Source organism: Micrococcoides hystricis (assembly GCF_042434215.1).
Classification (GTDB): domain Bacteria; phylum Actinomycetota; class Actinomycetes; order Actinomycetales; family Micrococcaceae; genus Micrococcoides; species Micrococcoides hystricis.
Map to the genome: position 1 here is coordinate 1 of NZ_JBHLUB010000025.1, position 18,860 is coordinate 18,860.

General features: G+C 58.7%; 24 protein-coding genes. 3 read left to right on the forward strand and 21 right to left on the reverse strand.

Translation table 11 applies throughout. The features are described 5' to 3' along the window. Window positions 1-592: 592 nt before the first annotated feature. The 9 genes from rplQ to secY all read right to left on the reverse strand — a co-directional run bounded on the left by rplQ (window position 593) and on the right by secY (window position 6,607). On the reverse strand, window positions 593-1,141 hold the full coding sequence (rplQ, locus tag ACFFFR_RS05075) for a 50S ribosomal protein L17 (RefSeq protein ID WP_377458436.1): 549 nt from the start codon (window positions 1,139-1,141) through the stop codon (window positions 593-595). 21 nt (window positions 1,142-1,162) lie between these two features. Next, window positions 1,163-2,152, reverse strand: coding sequence for a DNA-directed RNA polymerase subunit alpha (locus ACFFFR_RS05080; RefSeq protein WP_377458437.1), 990 nt, complete (start codon window positions 2,150-2,152; stop codon window positions 1,163-1,165). A 144-nt stretch (window positions 2,153-2,296) separates the two neighbouring features. Continuing rightward, on the reverse strand, window positions 2,297-2,698 hold the full coding sequence (rpsK, locus tag ACFFFR_RS05085) for a 30S ribosomal protein S11 (RefSeq protein WP_377458438.1): 402 nt from the start codon (window positions 2,696-2,698) through the stop codon (window positions 2,297-2,299). 56 nt (window positions 2,699-2,754) lie between these two features. Beyond that, window positions 2,755-3,123 (reverse strand): 30S ribosomal protein S13, encoded by a 369-nt coding sequence (rpsM, locus tag ACFFFR_RS05090; protein WP_377458439.1) that lies wholly within the window; start codon window positions 3,121-3,123, stop codon window positions 2,755-2,757. A 230-nt stretch (window positions 3,124-3,353) separates the two neighbouring features. After that, a complete protein-coding gene (gene rpmJ / locus ACFFFR_RS05095) occupies window positions 3,354-3,467 on the reverse strand; it encodes a 50S ribosomal protein L36 (RefSeq protein ID WP_377458440.1) in 114 nt (37 codons plus the stop codon). 26 nt (window positions 3,468-3,493) lie between these two features. Next, window positions 3,494-3,715 carry a translation initiation factor IF-1 gene (gene infA / locus ACFFFR_RS05100; protein WP_377458441.1) on the reverse strand — a complete coding sequence of 74 codons (222 nt, stop codon included), beginning with the start codon at window positions 3,713-3,715 and terminating at the stop codon, window positions 3,494-3,496. A 157-nt stretch (window positions 3,716-3,872) separates the two neighbouring features. Continuing rightward, entirely contained in the window at window positions 3,873-4,706 is an 834-nt protein-coding gene (gene map / locus ACFFFR_RS05105) for a type I methionyl aminopeptidase (protein ID WP_377458442.1), read from the reverse strand. Window positions 4,707-4,736: 30 nt separating this feature from the next. Further along, the gene (locus ACFFFR_RS05110; RefSeq protein WP_377458443.1) at window positions 4,737-5,303 is read right to left on the reverse strand and encodes an adenylate kinase; all 567 of its coding nucleotides are present in this window, start codon (window positions 5,301-5,303) and stop codon (window positions 4,737-4,739) included. Next, window positions 5,300-6,607 (reverse strand): preprotein translocase subunit SecY, encoded by a 1,308-nt coding sequence (gene secY / locus ACFFFR_RS05115; RefSeq protein ID WP_377458444.1) that lies wholly within the window; start codon window positions 6,605-6,607, stop codon window positions 5,300-5,302. Before secY ends, ACFFFR_RS05110 begins: the two co-directional genes overlap by 4 nt. 249 nt (window positions 6,608-6,856) lie before the next feature. Here secY and ACFFFR_RS05120 point away from each other — a divergent pair, with 249 nt between their 5' ends. Genes ACFFFR_RS05120 through ACFFFR_RS05130 form a run of 3 tightly spaced genes read left to right on the forward strand, consistent with a single transcriptional unit; the run spans window position 6,857 to window position 8,970 of the window. After that, complete coding sequence (locus tag ACFFFR_RS05120) at window positions 6,857-8,038, forward strand: sensor histidine kinase (protein WP_377458445.1); 1,182 nt, start codon at window positions 6,857-6,859, stop codon at window positions 8,036-8,038. Window positions 8,039-8,095: 57 nt separating this feature from the next. Continuing rightward, on the forward strand, window positions 8,096-8,278 hold the full coding sequence (locus tag ACFFFR_RS05125) for a hypothetical protein (RefSeq protein WP_377458446.1): 183 nt from the start codon (window positions 8,096-8,098) through the stop codon (window positions 8,276-8,278). Continuing rightward, the gene (locus ACFFFR_RS05130; protein WP_377458447.1) at window positions 8,275-8,970 is read left to right on the forward strand and encodes a response regulator; all 696 of its coding nucleotides are present in this window, start codon (window positions 8,275-8,277) and stop codon (window positions 8,968-8,970) included. The genes ACFFFR_RS05125 and ACFFFR_RS05130 overlap by 4 nt, the downstream gene beginning before the upstream one ends. A 157-nt stretch (window positions 8,971-9,127) precedes the next feature. Here ACFFFR_RS05130 and rplO read toward each other — a convergent pair whose 3' ends face one another. From rplO to ACFFFR_RS05190, 12 genes are all read right to left on the reverse strand, one after another. Then, window positions 9,128-9,586: a 50S ribosomal protein L15 gene (gene rplO, locus ACFFFR_RS05135; protein WP_377458448.1), complete on the reverse strand. Its 459-nt coding sequence runs from the start codon at window positions 9,584-9,586 to the stop codon at window positions 9,128-9,130. 2 nt (window positions 9,587-9,588) lie between these two features. Further along, window positions 9,589-9,795, reverse strand: coding sequence for a 50S ribosomal protein L30 (gene rpmD, locus ACFFFR_RS05140; protein ID WP_377458449.1), 207 nt, complete (start codon window positions 9,793-9,795; stop codon window positions 9,589-9,591). Further along, window positions 9,788-10,480 carry a 30S ribosomal protein S5 gene (gene rpsE, locus ACFFFR_RS05145; RefSeq protein ID WP_377458503.1) on the reverse strand — a complete coding sequence of 231 codons (693 nt, stop codon included), beginning with the start codon at window positions 10,478-10,480 and terminating at the stop codon, window positions 9,788-9,790. The genes rpmD and rpsE overlap by 8 nt, the downstream gene beginning before the upstream one ends. Before the next feature lie 17 nt (window positions 10,481-10,497). After that, window positions 10,498-10,866 carry a 50S ribosomal protein L18 gene (rplR, locus tag ACFFFR_RS05150; protein ID WP_377458450.1) on the reverse strand — a complete coding sequence of 123 codons (369 nt, stop codon included), beginning with the start codon at window positions 10,864-10,866 and terminating at the stop codon, window positions 10,498-10,500. Window positions 10,867-10,868: 2 nt separating this feature from the next. Continuing rightward, complete coding sequence (gene rplF, locus ACFFFR_RS05155) at window positions 10,869-11,405, reverse strand: 50S ribosomal protein L6 (protein ID WP_377458451.1); 537 nt, start codon at window positions 11,403-11,405, stop codon at window positions 10,869-10,871. Window positions 11,406-11,424: 19 nt separating this feature from the next. Next, the gene (gene rpsH, locus ACFFFR_RS05160; protein WP_377458452.1) at window positions 11,425-11,823 is read right to left on the reverse strand and encodes a 30S ribosomal protein S8; all 399 of its coding nucleotides are present in this window, start codon (window positions 11,821-11,823) and stop codon (window positions 11,425-11,427) included. 81 nt (window positions 11,824-11,904) lie between these two features. Then, window positions 11,905-12,480, reverse strand: a complete 576-nt coding sequence (gene rplE / locus ACFFFR_RS05165) for a 50S ribosomal protein L5 (RefSeq protein WP_377458453.1) — start codon at window positions 12,478-12,480, stop codon at window positions 11,905-11,907. Further along, window positions 12,480-12,818: a 50S ribosomal protein L24 gene (gene rplX, locus ACFFFR_RS05170; protein WP_377458454.1), complete on the reverse strand. Its 339-nt coding sequence runs from the start codon at window positions 12,816-12,818 to the stop codon at window positions 12,480-12,482. The genes rplE and rplX overlap by 1 nt, the downstream gene beginning before the upstream one ends. Before the next feature lie 2 nt (window positions 12,819-12,820). Further along, complete coding sequence (gene rplN / locus ACFFFR_RS05175; RefSeq protein WP_377458455.1) at window positions 12,821-13,189, reverse strand: 50S ribosomal protein L14; 369 nt, start codon at window positions 13,187-13,189, stop codon at window positions 12,821-12,823. 276 nt (window positions 13,190-13,465) lie between these two features. After that, a complete protein-coding gene (locus ACFFFR_RS05180) occupies window positions 13,466-14,350 on the reverse strand; it encodes a class C sortase (RefSeq protein WP_377458456.1) in 885 nt (294 codons plus the stop codon). 226 nt (window positions 14,351-14,576) lie between these two features. Beyond that, window positions 14,577-16,031, reverse strand: a complete 1,455-nt coding sequence (locus tag ACFFFR_RS05185) for a SpaH/EbpB family LPXTG-anchored major pilin (protein WP_377458457.1) — start codon at window positions 16,029-16,031, stop codon at window positions 14,577-14,579. A gap of 76 nt (window positions 16,032-16,107) precedes the next feature. Beyond that, entirely contained in the window at window positions 16,108-18,468 is a 2,361-nt protein-coding gene (locus ACFFFR_RS05190; protein WP_377458458.1) for an MSCRAMM family protein, read from the reverse strand. Window positions 18,469-18,860 lie beyond the last annotated feature (392 nt).

Below are 18,860 nucleotides of genomic sequence, written 5' to 3' on the forward strand. Positions count from 1 at the left end.
ACTGACACCACGTCCTTGTTCATACTCGTCAGCGTAGAGGCATGCGATCAAAGTATGTGAGGCACGACTTGGGCTACGCGATCAATATATGTAAGGTACGCCGGACTCTTGCCGAAAAGTGATGCGCGTTACTACAATGATGTGTATCGACCTACAGGAAGGGGACATATGACAGTTGCAGACCAGTTGGCCGGCACACGGTATTCCTCTAAACGGACATGTTTTCTCCGTGACTGAGTGGTTAGCAGTTGAGGTACTGCAGTACCGTAGGCCCGCCGACCGCCGATTCTCACCTGTAGGGCCGCTACGCTTCATGTGTTAGGAAGTTCAGATAGCCTGCCGCAAGGTAGACGAGAATCAACAACAGAATTTTAAACGGATCAAGAGAGCTGTAGACCATCTCTTGAGTACTCCATTACAGGAACCCCCGGTGGCAACGATGTCGCCGGGGGTTCTCTGCTTCTTGGACAACCCCGCTCCCCTAGCCCACGTGAGGCATCGTCCGGGTTAAAACACTTCAGGCGTCCATCCGGTGTTCCGGTGGACGCCTGAAGTATGAGAGCTTGTGAAGACTCTTCGGAGAAAAAGAACCTTAGTTCTTCTCGTCCTTGGTCTCTTCAGCGGATTCTGCCGACTCTGCGGACTCAGCTGATTCGGCGGATTCTGCCGATTCTGGGGAGTCTGCGGATTCAGCGGAGACTGCTTCGTCTTCGACGTTGGCAGCTGCTACCGCTTCGGCTTCGTCAACGACGGCCTGTTTCGGAGAAACAGGTTCCATGACCAGTTCGATGACGGCCATTGGCGCGTTGTCGCCCTGGCGGTTACCGATCTTGGTGATGCGGGTGTAGCCGCCTGGGCGGTTGGCCATTGCTGGGCCGATGACGGTGAACAGCTCGTGGACAACACCCTTGTTGGTGGCGTTGTTCGGGGAGAGCAGGCCGACGACCTTGCGGCGGGCGGCGATGTCGCCCTTCTTGGCCAGGGTCACCAGTCGTTCAGCGTAGGGGCGCAGGCGCTTGGCCTTGGCCACCGTGGTCTTCAGCGACTTGTTTTCGAACAGGCTAACGGAGAGGTTAGCCAGGATTTTCTTCTCGTGGGAAGCGGAGCCACCCAGACGAGGTCCCTTAGTTGGGGTAGGCATTGATTGATTTCTCCTTGAGTCTTAGTTTTCGTAGCCCTCAACACCGAAGTCGGCGGAAGCGTTCGGGTCAAACCCAGCGGAGTCTTTCAGGGAAAGGCCGAGTTCTACGAGTTTGTCCTTGACCTCGTCAATGGACTTGGCACCGAAGTTGCGGATGTCCATGAGGTCAGCTTCAGAACGGGATACGAGCTCACCAACAGTGTGGATGCCTTCGCGCTTGAGGCAGTTGTACGAGCGAACGGTCAGTTCCAAGTCTTCGATTGGCAGTGCCAAGTCGGCAGCCATGGCGGTGTCGACCGGCGATGGGCCGATCTCGATGCCTTCGGCTTCGACGTTGAGTTCACGTGCCAGGGTGAAGAGCTCGACCAGGGTGGTACCAGCAGAAGCGACGGCGTCCCGTGGGGACATGGCTTCCTTGGTTTCTACATCCAGGATCAGGCTGTCGAAGTCGGTACGCTGTTCAACGCGGGTGGCTTCAACTTTGAAGGATACCTTCAGCACTGGGGAGTAGATGGAGTCCACGAAGATCCGGCCGATTTCAGCATCGGCGGACTTGTTCTGGGTGGCCGACACGTAGCCACGACCGCGTTCGATGGTCAACTCCATGTCGAAGTTGCCCTTCTCGTTCAGGGTGGCGATGTGCAGGTCTGGGTTGTGGAATTCCACACCAGCTGGTGGGGTGATGTCCGCAGCGGTGACGACACCGGCGCCTTGTTTGCGCAGGTAGGCGACCACTGGTTCATCGTGCTCAGAGGAAACAGAGAGGTTCTTGATGTTCAGGATCAGCTCAGTGACGTCCTCTTTGACTCCTTCTACGGTGCTGAACTCGTGCAGCACGCCATCGAGGCGAACGCTGGTGACAGCAGCACCGGGGATGGAGGAGAGCAGGGTACGGCGAAGCGAGTTTCCCAGGGTGTAGCCGAATCCTGGTTCCAGCGGTTCAATGGTGAAACGGGAACGGTTCTCGGAGACGACTTCTTCGGTCAGCGTGGGGCGCTGTGCAATAAGCACTAATATTTCCTTTCAGAAGCATCCGCTATATGACGCAACACAGGTGGTGGAAACGTTTTCGACCGTGTCCGGTCGAAGTTGTTGGTTGTCCGGCTTCCCGGCGCGCGTGGCGCTGGGTGGGAAAGCCGAACTGCTGGGCCGAAGTTAGACGCGGCGACGCTTCGGTGGGCGGCAGCCGTTGTGGGCGCTTGGGGTGACGTCCTGGATGGAGCCAACCTCAAGACCGGCAGCCTGCAGGGAGCGGATCGCGGTTTCGCGACCGGAGCCTGGGCCCTTGACGAAGACATCGACCTTGCGCAGGCCGTGTTCCTGAGCACGCTTGGCAGCTGCTTCAGCAGCAACCTGAGCGGCGAATGGGGTGGACTTGCGGGAACCCTTGAAACCGGATTCACCGGCAGAGGCCCAAGAGATCACAGCACCGGTTGGGTCCGTGATGGACACGATGGTGTTGTTAAAGGTGCTCTTGATGTGGGCTTGACCCACGGATACATTCTTTTTGGCGCGACGCGGTTTGCGTACTGCAGTAGCCCGTGACTTAGGGGGCATGAATTTCTCCTACTGGTTACAGCTAATTCTTGTTCGGATGAAGAAGGAAGAAGGGTCTACTTCTTCTTACCGGCGACGGTCTTCTTCGGGCCCTTGCGGGTACGAGCGTTAGTCTTGGTGCGCTGACCGTGGACGGGCAGACCGCGACGGTGGCGCAGGCCCTGGTAGCTACCAATTTCAACCTTGCGGCGGATGTCGGCTGCAACCTCACGGCGCAGGTCACCCTCGACCTTGAAGTTGCCTTCAATGTAGTCGCGTAGCTGAACCAATTCGGCATCGGAGAGATCTTTCACGCGGGTGTTCGGGTTGATCCCGGTCTCCGCCAAAGTCTGCTCTGCACGGGTCTTACCCACGCCGTAGATGTATGTAAGGGCAATGATCACGCGCTTGTCACGCGGAATGTCAACGCCTGCTAGACGTGCCATAAAGGCAGTCCTCCTCTTTCGTTAATTTGTGAAGGTGTGGAGCAGCACATTCCATGGTCAATTTCTAGACCACCGTAGTGGGAGTTACGTACGGTTTATGGCTAGAACCTTGGTCTCCGGCCTTCTCAAAACCCGGAGGTATGGTGTCCGTTTCATCCGAAAATGAAGTGGACCCTGTGCTGCCGATTATGTAATTACTACGCGTGGGGCTAGACCACTAAAGTCTAAAGTTAGCCCTGACGCTGTTTGTGGCGTGGGTTGCTGCAAATCACCATGACACGGCTGTGGCGACGAATCACACGGCAGTTGTCACAGATTGGCTTCACGCTAGGCTGAACCTTCATGGCTCTCCTTCGCAGTGGTATTTGTTTTATTTGTAGCGGTAGACGATACGACCACGGTTCAGGTCGTATGGGCTCAGCTCAATCACTACGCGGTCCTCGGGGAGGATGCGGATGTAGTGTTGACGCATTTTTCCGGAAATAGTTGCCAGCACGATGTGGTCGTTCTGCAGCTTCACACGGAACATTGCGTTCGGCAATGCTTCGGTGACGGTGCCTTCCACCTCGATGACGCCTTCCTTCTTAGCCATATCCTCCACTCACATATTTGCTCTGCCACTTCTTAACAGGCGCGATCCTGTGGCTACAGGCGCGCGCATGCTGATCCAGGTGATCAAAAGCGACATTGGGATTTGGGGTGCACAGAGCACAACCAACAATCCAGTCTACGCTGTTGGGGCAAAGAAGTTAAATCGAGATAGGTGTGGGCTTGATCCCAAAGGGCGCCAGACCGGCTTCCCCACCGTCGGGGGCGGTCAGCACCCAAATGCCGTCCTTGTGGACCGCGACGGCGTGCTCCCACTGGCAGGTGTTAGAGCCATCTGCGGTGACGACGGTCCACTCGTCTTCCAGCAGCAGTGTTTCTTCGGAGCCGAGCGAGGTGATGGGCTCAATGCAGAAGCACATGCCGGGTTTGATTTTGATGGGCCGCGGGTAGTGGGCGGCGTAGTTGAGCACATCGGGTTCCATGTGCATTTCTGAACCGATGCCGTGTCCGGCGTAGTCACGCAGGATGCCGAGCTTCTTGCCTGGTGCGGCCTCGATGGCCTCTTCAATGGCGATGCCGACTTGGCCGATGTGGGTGGCATTGGCCAGTGCTGCGATGCCGGCCCACATGGCATTTTTGGTGACCTCGGAGAGCCGTACATCTTCCGGGTCTGGCTTCTCCCCCACCAATACGGTGCGGGCGGAGTCTGCGTGCCAGCCGTTTAGGATGCAACCGCCGTCAATCTTGAGCACGTCACCATTGCGGACGATCACGTCTTTGGACGGGATGCCGTGGACGGCTTCTTCATTGATGGAGGTGCAGATGGTTCCGGGGAATCCGTGGTAGCCCAGGAAGTTGGATGTGGTCCCGGCCTCGGTGATGGCTGCGGAGAAGATGGCATCAAGCTCGGCAGTGCTGATGCCATCTTCCACTGCTGCGACGGTGCGATCGAGCGCGTCAGCAAGGATCAGGCCGGCCTCGGCCATGATCTTTTGCTGCTTGGGGGTCTTGAGCTCGATTTTGCGTCGGAACATGCCTACACAGACTTTCGTAAGGGGAAGTGGTTAGTTCTTGATGGCGGTCAAGATGCGGGTGGTGATCTCGTCGATGTCACCGGTGCCGTCAACGGTCTTGACGATGCCGCGGCCTTCGTACTGGGAGACGACGGCCTGGGTTTCCTCGTGGTAGAGCTTCAGGCGGTGGCGGATGACTTCTTCGTTGTCATCTTCGCGGCCTTCGATTTCGGCGCGTTTGAGCAACCGGGTGACCAGCTGATCGTCCGGGACGGTCAGCACCAGTACGGTGTCCAGTTCTTGGCCGAGTTCGCTCAGCATGCCATCGAGTGCTTCCACTTGGCCGGCGGTGCGTGGGTAGCCGTCGAGCAGGAACCCGTTTTTCACATCGTCTTGGCCGAGGCGGTCCTTGACCATGTTGTTGGTGACGGAGTCTGGGACGAAGTTACCGGCGTCGATGTACTTCTTGGCTTCAACACCCAGCGGGGTCATTTCTTTGACGTTGGCGCGGAAGATATCCCCGGTGGAGATGGCTACGATGCCTAGATCGTCCACAATTCGAGCTGCCTGGGTGCCTTTACCGGAGCCGGGAGGGCCCATGATGAGCATGCGGGTCATCGCAATAGTCCTTCGTAGTTTCGTTGTTCCATTTGGGCGTTGATTTGCTTGACGGTTTCAAGCCCCACACCAACCATAATCAGGATCGATGTACCGCCGAAGGGGAAATCTTGGTTTGCGTTGATCAGCACGAAGGCGATCAATGGGATCAGTGCGATGACACCGAGGTAGAGCGAACCGGGGAACGTGATGCGGGAGATCACGTAGGAGAGGTAGCGCTCGGTTGGTTTGCCGGCACGGATGCCCGGGATGAACCCACCGTACTGCTTCATGTTGTCCGAGATCTCCTTCGGGTTGAAGGTGATGGAGACGTAGAAGTAGGTGAACCCGATGATCATCAGGAAGTAGAAGAACATGTACACCGGGTGGGATCCGGTACCGAAGTACTGGCCGAGGAACAAGACCCAGCCCGGCGGCTCGGTGCCGTCTTGCGGGGTGTTGAACTGGATCAGGATGCCCGGCAGCATCAGAATCGAGGAGGCGAAGATCACCGGGATCACACCGGCCATGTTGACCTTGATCGGCAGGTAGGTCGATGGTGCGGAGACCATCTGGCGGCCGACTTGGCGTTTGGCGTATTGGACCGGGATGCGGCGCTGGGACTGTTCAACGAAGATGACCAAAACCACCACGACCATGCCGATGGCCAACACGGTGAAGAAGGTGCGCCAGCCCTGGGTGACCCAGATCTGGCCCATGGCGCCCGGGAAACCGGCGGCGATGGAGACGAAGATCAGCATGGACATGCCGTTACCGACACCGCGTTCGGTGATGCGCTCACCCAACCACATGATCATCACGGAACCGGCGGTCAGCACGACGATGATCAGCAGGATGTTAAACAGGCTGCCATCAGGGATGATCGGCAGGTTACAGTTCAGCAGCGCACCGGTTCTGGCCAGTGAGGTGATGGTGGTAGCGTTCAGCAGCGCCAGTGCGATCGTCAGGTAGCGGGTGTACTGGGTGATGGTGGCTTGGCCTTCAGCACCCTGTTTGTGGAGCTCTTCGAAGCGCGGAATCACCACGCGCAGCAGCTGCACGATAATGGAGGCCGTAATGTACGGCATGATGCCCAGGGCAAAGATGGAGACCTGCAGCATCGCGCCGCCGGAGAACATGTTCACGAATGAGTACAGCCCGCCCGAGGTGCCGCCTTGGGCCAGACACTGCTGCACGTTGTTGTAATCAACACCAGGTGCCGGGATGAAGGAGCCCAGCCGGTAGATGGCGATGATCCCGAGGGTGAACCAAATCTTGTTTCGCAGATCTGGTGTTCTTAAGACCCTTGCGATGGCGCTAAACAAGCGTCCTCCTGGCATGATTGGGATTCGTGATGGCATGGTGAGGCCAACAAAGGCCACCTAGCGATCTTACCGCGTGAGAAGAAATATCCGTAACTGCGTGACCTGCCGGTAGATGCGGGGTGAACGCCGGTACCGCCATCTGGCTGCAGTGAGCAATCGTGTCATGGAACGGCGGCGGGGGTCATGGCTGTGTGAACATAGTCTAGGGTGTGCCGCTGGATGGACACAGGTTATGGGAATGAGGGGCACATGGCGAAGCTCCAAGTCCGTGAGAACAAGACGACCGTTCTGCAGTTCTTGCGTGGTGAGCGCTTCATCGATCCTCCGCTGCGCTTGACCGTTTTGGTCTTTGCCGTCATGAGTTTTACCCCCGGGTTCTTCGAGTCCGACCAATTCGGGTATTTGGTCCTGACAACGCTCGCTTCCCTGCTTCTGGTGTTCGCCCCGTTCACTCCACTTGTCAGCGCCCTAGGTGGCTTGGTGGGCTATGTCCTGTTCGCCATCGTGTACGGCGAGTACTTGAACCCGTTTCAGAGCACCGTCTTGGTGGCGTTGGCTGTGCTGCTCACCGAGTTCCGGTGGCGGCTGTTCGCCATGCTTTCGGCGTTGTTGTTCGTCAGTAACTTTGTGGCCGGTTCGCTGCGCGCGGTGGCCACCGGCAGCGACAATCTGGTGATGCTTCTGTTCATGTGGTTGATCGGCGCCATCTTGGGTCTTTCAGCCGGGTTGTTTGAGCGCCAGATCCGCCAGGAAATCGCCCGCCGGGAAGAGTTGGCCCGGCAAAACCAGCAGCAGCTGGAGCGACTGCGGATGCAGGTCGCCCTCGATACCCACGACACGGTTTCGCATGGGTTGGCAGCTGAGGCAGCCATCATGCGGATGTTGGCGGCGGATCCGAAACCAACCCTGGCCGAGGACTCCCGGCTGACGGAGCTGGCGCTGGTTAACGCGCACACCCAGCAGCAATTGCGGCTCCTGTTGGGCCGGCTGACGGCCCAGACCGCGCACCCGTATGCGGATGCGGACTTCAAGACTGATCTACAGCGGGCCGCCGAGCTGATTAGGGCCGCCACCGAGGCAGGTGGTTTTGAGCTGAGCATCACGATCGGTGAGGTGCCGGAGAAGGTCCCGATCTCCGTGTTGGACGCGACGCTGTTTGTGATGAAGGAACTGGCCACCAACATCGTTAAACACTCCGCCAGCAGTACCTCCTGCCACCTAGAAGTCAGCTCCGATGCTGCCCGAGAGATGATTTTGGCGCATTCCTGCAACCCGGCGAAGTCCGAGAAAGTATTGACCCCGCGCAGCCTGAGCACGCGTGTGCGTCATCATGGTGGAACCTGTACGGTGGAGAACACTGCGGGCCGCTACCTGGTCAGCGTCGAGTTGCCGATTGACGCCCCGGAGACCAGCACAGAGTCAAAAATTTAGCCAAAATACCTCGTTTGAGGGATGTGTAATTTGCATCCGGAAGGTGTACTGGAAGACATGAAAGCACTTCTCACTGCAGCCTTGGCGACGTCGTTGTCGCTAGCAGGCTTCTCCGCTGCACCCTCACCCGTTGCTCAGCTTGAGATTGCACCGGCTGCAGCGCAGCCGCAGGGCAAGCTCTTTCACTGCATCGGTTGGTGGTTCTCCGATAAACCCAAGTATCGGAAGTACTGCCTATGACATCGTTGATTCCGGCGCAAGCCGAAAGCACCGAGGAAAAAGTGGACCAGATCCGGGTCATGATCGTCGATGATGACCCGTGGACCACGAAAGCTTTGGTGCACTCGTTGACCCGTGACCCACGCATTGATGCGTTGGAACCACTGCACAGCGGCGAAGAGGCGTTCGTCTCCTACGCCAAACTGCGCCCTGATGTGGTGTTGATGGATGTCAACATGCCAGGTGGGATGAGCGGTGTGGAAGCGACCTTGATGATTCGAGAAATCGATCCGGCCGCGACCATTCTGATTCTGACCACGGTCTCCCCCGGCCCGGGCATCGCCCGGGCGTTGGAAGCGGGGGCGGTTGCGGCACTGAATAAGACTGCCTCGGAAGACACCATCCGAGAGTCGGTGATTCGTGCGGCAGCCGGGGATGATCCACGGCTGCTGAAGAACTTGGCCCAAGACATTCAGATCTGCGGGGATCGGCTGGGCCAAACCTCGGCCACTATCCCGACGCTGACTGCCGTGGAAAAGCAGGTCCTGCACGCGATTTGCGAAGGCCTGGGTTACGAAGAGATCGCTGCGGCGATGAGCCTGTCGGCGTGGACCGTGAAGACCCACACCAAGAACCTACGACAAAAACTGCATGCTGAGAACCTGGCCCAGTTGGTGGTGCGGGCGCTGCAGTATCGGTTTATTTCAACCTAATAGGCTGGCTCAAACTCGAAGGCTTGGAGACTGCCCCCTCACTCCAAGTTCCTTCGGGTTTGAGTCTTTTCTTTGAAGTTAGCTATTAAAAGAACCCGCCCGGTACCACGAACGATGCGTGATACCGGGCGGGTTCTGTTTTGCTTAAGCTAGCGCCTTAGCGGGTCTGGGTAGAACCACCGGCTGCAGCAATCTTCTCCTTGGCGGAGTTGGAGAATGCGTCAGCGGTGACATCGACCTTCACGGAGATTTCTCCGGTGCCGAGGACCTTGACCAGCTGGCCCTTGCGGACCGCACCCTTGGCCACCAATTCCTCGACAGTCACGGTGCCGCCCTCTGGGAACAGCTGACCGATCTTGTCCAGGTTGACGACCTGGTAGTTGGTCTTGAATGGGTTCTTGAAGCCGCGCAGTTTCGGCAGGCGCATGTGCAGTGGCAGCTGGCCACCTTCAAAGCCTGCAGGAACTTGGTTACGTGCCTTGGTACCTTTGGTACCGCGGCCGGCGGTCTTGCCGCCCTTACCGGCTTCACCGCGACCAACGCGGTGCTTCTTCGACTTGGCGCCCGGAGCTGGGGCTAGATCGTGAAGCCCTAGGTTCTTGTTTTCTTCAGCCATGGTTAGTTGGCCTCCTCAACCTTCAGCAGGTGACGGACCGTGTTGATGTAACCAACAGTCACAGCGTCAGCGGTGCGAACCACGGACTGCCCAATGCCCTTGAGTCCGAGGGAACGGACGCAAGCGCGCTGAGAAGCGGTGGCACCGATGAGGGACTTCACCTGGGTGATTTCCAGTTTTGCATCGCTAGCAACGAGGTTCTTAGCCATTGTTGGCACCTGCCTTCGCCTTTGCAGCACGGTCAGCTTCCATGGTGCGCAGCATAGCGGCTGGGGCAACCTCGTCCAGAGCCTTACCGCGGCGAGCGGCAACAGCCTGTGGTTCTTCCAGCTTCTTCAGCGCATCCACGGTGCCGTGGATGATGTTGATGGCGTTTACCGAGCCCATGGACTTGGAGAGCACATCGGAGATACCAGCGCATTCCAAGACGGCGCGCACTGGACCACCGGCGATCACACCGGTACCAGGGGAGGCTGGGCGCAGCATGACTACACCGGCAGCGTCTTCACCGAGGACGCGGTGTGGAATGGTGGAACCAACGCGTGGGACGCGGAAGAAGTTCTTCTTGGCTTCTTCAACACCCTTGGCGATAGCGGCTGGTACTTCCTTGGCCTTGCCGTAGCCGACGCCGACCATACCGTCACCGTCGCCGACGACGACAAGTGCGGTGAAGCTGAAGCGACGACCACCCTTGACGACCTTGGCAACGCGGTTGATGGAGACGACGCGCTCGAGGAACTTGTCTTTTTCCTCTTGGCGTTCGTTACGACGGCCACCGCGCTCACCGCGACGGCCACCACGTTCGCCACGGTCGGCGCCGCGTTCACCGCGACGGCCGCCACGGCCCTGTTCAGTGTTGGCAGCGGCTTCGGTTTCCGTACCCTGGTTTTGCATATCCTTGTTTTCTTCGGTCACAGTGACAGCCCACCTTCCCGTGCACCTTCGGCTACTGCAGCAACCCGGCCGTGGTATTTGTTACCAGCGCGGTCGAAGACAACGGCTTCGACGCCGGCTGCTTTGGCGCGTTCGGCTACGAGTTCACCAACGCGTTTGGCTTTAGCGGTTTTGTCGCCCTCGAGGGAGCGCAGGTCTGCTTCCATGGTGGAAGCGGACGCAACGGTCAGACCCTGGGAGTCGTCAACCAGCTGCGCGACCATGTGACGGGATGAGCGGGTCACGACCAAGCGTGGACGCTCTGCGGTACCAACTACGCGTTTGCGTACACGCAGGTGGCGGCGTCCGCGTGCAGCGGACTTGCTCTTACCTTTTACAAGAGCCATGACTACTTACCTGCCTTTCCGGCCTTGCGGCGGATGTGTTCGCCTACGTACTTGATGCCCTTACCCTTGTATGGGTCGGTCTTACGCAGTTTGCGGATCTTAGCCGCGGTCTCGCCAACCAGTTGCTTGTCGATACCGGCGACGGACACCTTGTTGTTGCCCTCGACGGTAAAGGTGATGCCTTCTGGGGCTTTCACCGGAACTGGGTGGGAGTAGCCTAGGGCGAACTCGAGGTCGCTGCCCTTGGCCTGGACACGGTAACCGGTACCGACGATTTCAAGATCCTTCTTGAAGCCTTCGGTGACACCGACAACCATGTTGTTGATCAGCGAGCGGGTCAGACCGTGCAGCGAACGTGCGTCGCGGTCTTCGGAGCCACGGACCACCGTGATGGTGCCGTCTTCGACGGTGACGTTGATGTCGCCGACGATTTCCTGGCTCAGCTCACCTTTGGAGCCTTTGACGGTGATGGTGTTGCCGTCAATCTTTACATCCACACCTGCGGGAACAGTGATGGGAAGACGTCCAATACGTGACATGAGTTTCTTCTCCTTCCTGTTACCAGACGTAGGCGAGGACTTCCCCGCCGACGCCCTTCTTAGCGCATTCGCGGTCTGTCAGCAGACCGGAAGAGGTGGATAGGATCGCGATACCGAGTCCACCCAGCACGTGTGGCAGGTTGTTGGACTTGGCGTAAACGCGCAGACCTGGTTTGGAGATACGGCGAACACCTGCGATGGAGCGTTCCCGGTTCGGACCAAACTTCAAGGTGATGGTGAGGTTCTTACCGACCTCAGCATCTTCTTCTTTCCAAGCTTCGATGTAGCCTTCAGCCTTGAGGATCTCGGCTACGCCGGTCTTCAGCTTCGAGCTAGGCATCGAAACGGTGTCGTGATACGCCGAGTTGGCGTTGCGCAGACGGGTTAGCATGTCTGCGACTGGATCAGTCATTGTCATGGTGGGCGTTCTGCCCTTCCTCGTTACGGTTTCCGTACATCCGAAGTCTGTGCTCTAGATGTAGGACCTGCAACGTAGTGCTTACTTGTTGTCAGTCTTGAACGGGAAGCCCAGTGCACGCAACAGCGCACGGCCTTCTTCGTCAGTCTTGGCGGAGGTCACGATGGTGATGTCCATACCGCGGACGCGGTCGATCTTGTCGACGTCGATCTCGTGGAACATGGACTGTTCGGTCAAGCCGAAGGTGTAGTTACCGTTACCATCGAACTGCTTCGGGGACAGGCCGCGGAAGTCGCGGATACGTGGCAGCGCCAGGGTCACCAGGCGGTCCACGAATTCCCACATGCGGTCGCCACGCAGGGTTGCGTGGGCGCCGATAGGCATGCCTTCGCGCAGTTTGAACTGAGCGATCGACTTACGGGCGCGGGTCACCAGTGGCTTCTGACCGGTGATCGCGGTCAGGTCCTTGATGGCGCCGTCGATGATTTTCGAGTCCTTGGCTGCTTCACCAACACCCATGTTTACGACAACCTTGACCAGGCCTGGGACCTGCATCACGTTGGCGTAGTTGAATTCATCCTGCAGGGATTTGCGGATTTCTTCACGGTATTTGGTCTGCAGACGTGGGGTGATCTTGGTCTGTACTTCAGTCGTCATTACAGATCCTTTCCAGAAGCCTTGGCGTAGCGGACGCGAACGGTCTTCTTGACACCGTTTGCTTCCACAACTTCTTCACGGAAACCAACGCGGGTTGGCTTCTTGGTTTCTGGGTCCACCACAGCCACATTGGAAATGTGGATTGGGGCTTCAGACTCGACACGGCCACCTTCGGTGGAACCGGCCTGGCCGGCCTTCAGGTGACGGGTGATGACGTTGATGCCTTCAACCAGAACACGCTCATCGGCTGGGAATACGCGCAGGACCTTGCCCTGTTTGCCGCGATCCTTGCCGGTCAGCACCTGGACGAGGTCGTCCTTCTTGATTTTGGCTGCCAAAACTAGATCACCTCCGGTGCCAGGGACACGATCTTCATGAAGCGCTTGTCACGCAGTTCGCGTGCGACTGGGCCGAAGATACGGGTACCGCGTGGTTCGCCATCGGATTTGAGGATGACGGCTGCGTTCTCATCGAACTTGATGTAGGAACCGTCTGGGCGACGGATTTCCTTCTTGGCGCGCACCACAACGGCCTTGACGATTTCACCCTTTTTGACGTTGCCGCCAGGGATAGCGTCTTTGACGGTGGCGACAATGGTATCGCCAATGCTTGCGTAACGGCGTCCTGAGCCACCGAGCACACGGATTGCCAAGATTTCTTTGGCGCCGGTGTTGTCGGCAACTTTGAGCCGCGATTCTTGCTGAATCACTTACTTACTCCTGTTGTCTCGCTGGTTCTCAGTCCTCAATCGGACCGAGCCTTGCGGAACGGATATGGTGTACATCTTGCTGCGCTTACCCCCACCAGTATGAGCTAGACCAACTGGTAGAGCACACAGAGGCTGCACCCGTTGGTGAAGCGAGTAGATGGGGCCGAGGCACATTTCTTGCAAGATTTGTGTGGCTCCTACTAGATGCGGGGTGGATGGCCCCGCCAAATAGAAGGCACACAAGTAGTTAATACTAACGTACGTGGCCCAGAGATCTTAAATCCGGTGGGAGTGGTCTTGCCCACCGGCGCGGGCCCGGTCAGTTTTGAGGGCCCGGATACGGGCATCAGTATACCCGGCACGCCAGAGGTACAGGCCCACAGCGATGAGGACAGCACCGGCCAGGACCGCCCACCAGGGGAAGCCGGGCACCTCGGAGTCTTTGCCTGCGTCTTCGAGGTCTTGGGCCGGGGTGGGAGTAACTCGTTCGGCGGTGACCAGGATGCGGTGCGAGTTGATTCCGAGCGGGGTGCAGGTGATCAGGGTGACAACGTCGGCACCCGGACGCACCCGCAAGGTATCTGTCTCATCGGGTTCCACGACCCGGGTTTCGATGACCTCATAGGTGAGCACTTCGCCGAAGACCTCCAGGGTGAAACGGTCACCGCTGTCGATCTTGTCCAAGTCATTGAACATGGTGGCGTTGGCCAGGCCACGGTGGGCGGTGATGACGGAGTGGGTGTCGATCCCGCCGATCGGCAGGTGCGAGCCTTCGAGGTGGCCGGCACCGCGGTCGAGGGTGTCGTCATCGGTGCCGTGGTAGATGGGCAAGTCGACATTGATCTTGGGGATTTTGACCCGGCCCATCAGGCCGTTGCCGGCGTTGAGGATCTGGTTGTAGTCCAGCGATTGGTCGCTGCTGGTTCCGACCCCGGTGGCTTTGCGCTGGTGCGCTTCGAGATTGACCCCGGCCGAGAGTGCGTCATTGTATTGGCGGGCCTTGGCCAGTTGTTCGCGAGCGCTGGGCTCAACGTGTTCCAAGGCTGCAGCGTAGTTGTCCACGATCTGGGACTGATTGTAGGAGGAGAACCAGGCCGCGATCGTTGGGTAGAGAAAGACACTGACCCCTACGAGGGCAAGGAGGGTGATGAGCCACGTCATTTTGGCTGGCCTCCACCCATGGGTGTTGCCGCGTGCACGCACGGTTGAGCGTGTTGCGGTCCCCGCTTTCGCGGTCGTGGGCTTCTCGGTCAGTGTCATAGCCAGATTCTGTGTGTGGGTTGCGGGCGCCGGTGGCACACGTGCTAATGGACGCGTGCCACCGGCGACTGGCCGGCCCTGTCGGGGTCTTCGAAAGAGCAGGGCCGGTCAGCCGCAATTGTGTTGTTTAGTTTTGTGCTGCGCGGCGGCGGCTGATGATCATCAGCGTGCCGGCAACCACCACGAGCCCCAGACCAGCGATGGTCATGATGAGCGCACCGGCCGAACCGGTCAGTGGCAGCTCTGGGACGCTTTGCTGGGTGTTGGTGATGGTCTGGTCCACCGTGGCGCTCACGCCCGGCACAACGGTCACCGGGGTGTCTGCATCAGCTGGGGTGACGTAACCGGCTGGTGCTTGCACTTCCCGGAGCACGTAGCAGCGCTGGGTCGCGTCAACCGCTTCATTAACACTGTCGGAGACGAAGAGCCCGGCAATGTTGATGCGGCCGGAGGAATCGGAGGTGAACTGGGTCTGTCCACCGACCTCGATGGCGTTACCGGTGGCGACGGCATCGTCACAGGTGGTGGCGTACGGGGCTTCTGCGGCGTAGACCTCGAAGATCGCGCCTTGTAGGCCGGTGGCCGGGGTGGCGTCGTTGTTCTTCTGAATCAGGACATCACCCCAGTTGGTCTGTACCGGGTCAGATTCGATCGTGTTGCCGTCAATGGTGACGGTTGCAACGTTTTCAATCGCGCCATCGCCCACAGCGTTCACGGTGCCTTGGAAGACCGTCACGACTGAGGCGCCCTCTTGGGACTCAAGCCAGGTCAGACCGGCTGCGGTGAAGGTCACCGTGATGGTCTGCCCGGTGGTGGTCACGTTGTAGTAGCTGGCATCGACCGCAGTACCGTTGACCGTCACCGAATCAACACCGTTCGGTGTCAGACGGGTGTCCAGCGTGTCCGCGATGACGTAGGAGCTCAGGTTGTCATTGGGGCCGATCTGCGGGACCCGAGTGGTGACCGGGAACTGCAGGTTAGCGCCCAAGCCCAGTGCGGTCTGAGTCTGGACAGACTTCTCGATCGAGCTGACGGCGTTCTTCGGGTAGACGTGAACGTCGTAGAGCCAACCGTTGTTGTGTGGGAACGGGATGGTGACGATGAATGGTGCGGCGCGGTCCACAACCGTGCTTGGGGCATCCGTCTCACAGACCAAGTACACGCCGACCGGTTTGCTGAAGGTCAAGGTGCCGTCAGCGGCGGTGGTTCCGGTTTCTGCTGCGCCCAAGGTGTAGCCGGTAGGCGCGGTGCAGTTCTCCCCGGGGGTCAGGCCATCTAGGCCGTCCCACGCGTCTGGGTCACCGAGGTTTACCGGGCTACCGTTTTGCAGCAGCGGGTAAACCGTGAATTCCACGCCTTCAACCGGGTTTTCCAGTGGAGCGCTGGTGCCTTCCGGAGACTGGTCAGCTGGAGCAGGCTGGTGCTCGTGCTTATGGATGGTGATGGAGCCTTGGGCGCCAGTGTCAATGTTGCCGTAGTCTGGGGCAGCCGTCGCCATGCCGACAAAGCCGAACATGCCGACCAGAAGGGCCACGAAGGCGGCGAGCGCCCGTGTCCCTAACCCCGTTTTCCAAATCTTCATTTGGATCCTCTTTCTCTTTCTTCGGTGCAGCGTGACTGCTCCCATACCAACGACCGGTTAGTCGTTGAAACCTGTGTTATTGCGTGGCGTCTGCTTCCAGACGCGTGTTGTTCCGACGGCGCCAGTAGGCGATCGCCAGCGTCGCGGTGATGCCGGCCGCGCCGGTAATCAGGAAGATGTGGGTGCCCACTCCCCCGGTTAGCGGCAACGCTGGCCCCTCACGTTGTTCATTCGTGAAAGGGTCCGCGAATGCGTGATTGAGGTTGGTCGCCGAGATAGTGAACGTGTGAACGGTGTCGTCCCGCAGGTAACCAGCCGGGGCGGTGGCTTCTGTGAGCTGGTAGTCGCCCCACGCCAGCGCCTCTAACTTGAATTCACCGGCAGCGGGGTCCTTATCGTCCCCGGTGCAGGCGGCAGCAGTTTCGGCAATGCAGTCGGTGATCGTTTTCCCGGCCGCGGGCAGCCCCGGTCCGGTGAGGGTCCATTCGGATCCGCCCAGTGGTGTGCCAGGATCAGCAGCGTCGGTCTTAGACCACGTGACGGTCCCCAAGATGCGCTCGTTGACGATGTCCCCTACCTGGATCGTGTCCGCAACGTTGTCTCGGTTGATCGTGATGGTCCGCGGGGTGGTATTGAGGGTGTAGCCGGTAGGTGCTTTTGTTTCCTCTAGGACGTAGTTACCCCACGTAAGATTCTCCACACGGAATGAGGCGGCGGCCGGGTCTTTGTCTGCACCGGAGCAAGGGGCAGCAGTACAGTCGGTGACCGCGACGGTGGGCCCGTCAGTGCCGGGGCCGCGCAGACGCCATTCGGATCCGGCCAGCGGCTGCTGCTCGTCGTTGACTTTCCGCCAGCTGATTTTGCCGCGCTTCTTGGTGTTGGCTTGGGCACCGAGGGCAATCGGTGTCGGTGTGTTCGACGCATTGACCACGTTGTTCTGGCCAATTGTGAAACGCACCGGTTCCGCGAGTCCGTCGTAACCGGTAGGTGAGTGTGTCTCTGTCAGGACGTACTCGCCCCAAGCAAGATCATTGATCCGGAACTGTCCCGCAGCCGGATTCTTGTCAGGCCCGTTGCACGGTTCGGCAGTACAATCCTGAATCGTGACGGTTGGCCCACCGATACCGGGTCCCTGTAGGGTCCAGCGTGAACCGCTCAACAGCGATTGCGTGTCGGCGTCAACCTTTGAGAATGTGATCGAGCCTTTGATCCGGGGGTTCTGGAACCGCCGCTCAATGACGGCGTTCTTCGTCACCGTAACGGCAGAAACCGCAGGGGACGACAGCGTGTAACCGTTGGGTGGGGTTACTTCCTGAATCAGGTACTTACCCACGGTGGTGTTCGGCCATTGGACGACACCGTTTGCACCGGTTGTGAGCTCTCCGCCTACACGGGTGTCAGTTCCTGGCTGCAGGGCCCCGTCTCCGTTAACGTCTTTCCACAGCTGAAACCGAGCACCATCAAGTGTGATGGTTGGGTTTGTGGCATCGACCTTGACTGCACGAGGCGTGCCGGTGGCCGGAGCGTTAGTGATGGTACACACGAAGTTCGCGGTGCCGCCTTGCGCCGTGGCAGGGATCGTGACGCTGCCGGCCTCTCCCGTCCCGGAAGTGTCCAGTCCCGGCCCGGTACACCGCCATGTTCCGCTGTATTCGGCGTCCGTGGTAATCAATTCGTCAAACTGAAACGTCCCTCCGCCGTGGACGGGAACAGGACCAACCATTTGCTCTTGCAGCCCTTGAGCGGTCCCTGCCGTTGTATTGGTGGAAATGACCGTGCCGTCATTGGTTTTCAGCCTGAGTTGGAACTGGTCCTCAGGGTTGAGGCGGCTGGTGACGGATTTCCTCAGGGTCAATGTCGGCGGGCTACCGCAAGAGGCAAGGTCAGTACTCGAATTACGGCCTGAAAACAGATTCCCCGTGATCGGCGCACCAACTGTCGCGGCGGTTTGAGCGTCGATGGCAACAATCTGTCGCCCCTTACCCACATAGATAGTCCCGTTGCTCGCAAAGGCGATGCCGTTGATCGCTCCTTGAACAGTCGTGGATGGGGGCAGCGGGTCTTGCCATGACCGAGGCGGAGAGGATGTCCAATCTAGCTGGATTGGATTCGGCGATGTTCTTGCTGCATCCAGACTTGCTTTCGGCACCGTAATGATCGACACGGTTCCGGTACCGGAGGATGAGGAAATGGCGTTGTGCCTGACAATGTAGAGATTGCCGTTACTGTCAAAGGCCATATCTCCGTTGTTCAGGGCGCTGTTGTTCTGGTTGGGCAGCCCGCTGACATCACCTAGATGGCGGAAAGTCCTGTTCTCCACGTCGAATCTATACAGCTCAAAACGTGCAGCGCCACCACTGCTGGATTGCACGAAGGTGCCAAAAAGAAAGTTCCCGTTCGTCGGATCAATGGCACCGGCAACAATGGGGGCGGCCACATTGAACCACGTTGTCGAAGCATAACTCGGACTACCGTTGATCATCCGCAGGACTCGAACTCGATCCTGGCCAGTGATTAACGTAGTTCCGCGTTCGACCGCATAGAAGTGTCCCGCATCATTTAGCGCAAGTGCGTTTACGTGCCCAGTCAGGCGCGGAATGTTAAGGAGTGCGCTGAGGGGCGAGAATCCCTCGTGTGTCTGGGTGATACCGCTTGGACTGATTTCTTGGATATAGCCATCAGAGTTGACGGCATAAACATATCCCCCGCTACACATAGGTTGCTGCACCGACATGAGACCGGCTCCACTCCCGCTTCTTTCCGCAAGTCGTGAAGTCACGGTGGGACTGGGGGTAGAAGTCTTCTCTGCCGTAGTTTGTTTTGACTCTG

What these genes read in the sequence shown, in the direction of transcription:
- rplQ (WP_377458436.1), bottom strand. Translation starts at nt 1,141, where the DNA reads ATGCCTACCCCAACTAAGGGACCTCGTCTGGGTGGCTCCGCTTCCCAC.
- rpsK (WP_377458438.1), bottom strand. Translation starts at nt 2,698, where the DNA reads ATGCCCCCTAAGTCACGGGCTACTGCAGTACGCAAACCGCGTCGCGCC.
- rpsM (WP_377458439.1), bottom strand. Translation starts at nt 3,123, where the DNA reads ATGGCACGTCTAGCAGGCGTTGACATTCCGCGTGACAAGCGCGTGATC.
- rpmJ (WP_377458440.1), bottom strand. Translation starts at nt 3,467, where the DNA reads ATGAAGGTTCAGCCTAGCGTGAAGCCAATCTGTGACAACTGCCGTGTG.
- infA (WP_377458441.1), bottom strand. Translation starts at nt 3,715, where the DNA reads ATGGCTAAGAAGGAAGGCGTCATCGAGGTGGAAGGCACCGTCACCGAA.
- map (WP_377458442.1), bottom strand. Translation starts at nt 4,706, where the DNA reads ATGTTCCGACGCAAAATCGAGCTCAAGACCCCCAAGCAGCAAAAGATC.
- ACFFFR_RS05110 (WP_377458443.1), bottom strand. Translation starts at nt 5,303, where the DNA reads ATGACCCGCATGCTCATCATGGGCCCTCCCGGCTCCGGTAAAGGCACC.
- ACFFFR_RS05120 (WP_377458445.1), top strand. Translation starts at nt 6,857, where the DNA reads ATGGCGAAGCTCCAAGTCCGTGAGAACAAGACGACCGTTCTGCAGTTC.
- ACFFFR_RS05125 (WP_377458446.1), top strand. Translation starts at nt 8,096, where the DNA reads ATGAAAGCACTTCTCACTGCAGCCTTGGCGACGTCGTTGTCGCTAGCA.
- ACFFFR_RS05130 (WP_377458447.1), top strand. Translation starts at nt 8,275, where the DNA reads ATGACATCGTTGATTCCGGCGCAAGCCGAAAGCACCGAGGAAAAAGTG.
- rplO (WP_377458448.1), bottom strand. Translation starts at nt 9,586, where the DNA reads ATGGCTGAAGAAAACAAGAACCTAGGGCTTCACGATCTAGCCCCAGCT.
- rpmD (WP_377458449.1), bottom strand. Translation starts at nt 9,795, where the DNA reads ATGGCTAAGAACCTCGTTGCTAGCGATGCAAAACTGGAAATCACCCAG.
- rpsE (WP_377458503.1), bottom strand. Translation starts at nt 10,480, where the DNA reads ATGCAAAACCAGGGTACGGAAACCGAAGCCGCTGCCAACACTGAACAG.
- rplR (WP_377458450.1), bottom strand. Translation starts at nt 10,866, where the DNA reads ATGGCTCTTGTAAAAGGTAAGAGCAAGTCCGCTGCACGCGGACGCCGC.
- rplF (WP_377458451.1), bottom strand. Translation starts at nt 11,405, where the DNA reads ATGTCACGTATTGGACGTCTTCCCATCACTGTTCCCGCAGGTGTGGAT.
- rpsH (WP_377458452.1), bottom strand. Translation starts at nt 11,823, where the DNA reads ATGACAATGACTGATCCAGTCGCAGACATGCTAACCCGTCTGCGCAAC.
- rplE (WP_377458453.1), bottom strand. Translation starts at nt 12,480, where the DNA reads ATGACGACTGAAGTACAGACCAAGATCACCCCACGTCTGCAGACCAAA.
- ACFFFR_RS05180 (WP_377458456.1), bottom strand. Translation starts at nt 14,350, where the DNA reads ATGACGTGGCTCATCACCCTCCTTGCCCTCGTAGGGGTCAGTGTCTTT.
- ACFFFR_RS05185 (WP_377458457.1), bottom strand. Translation starts at nt 16,031, where the DNA reads ATGAAGATTTGGAAAACGGGGTTAGGGACACGGGCGCTCGCCGCCTTC.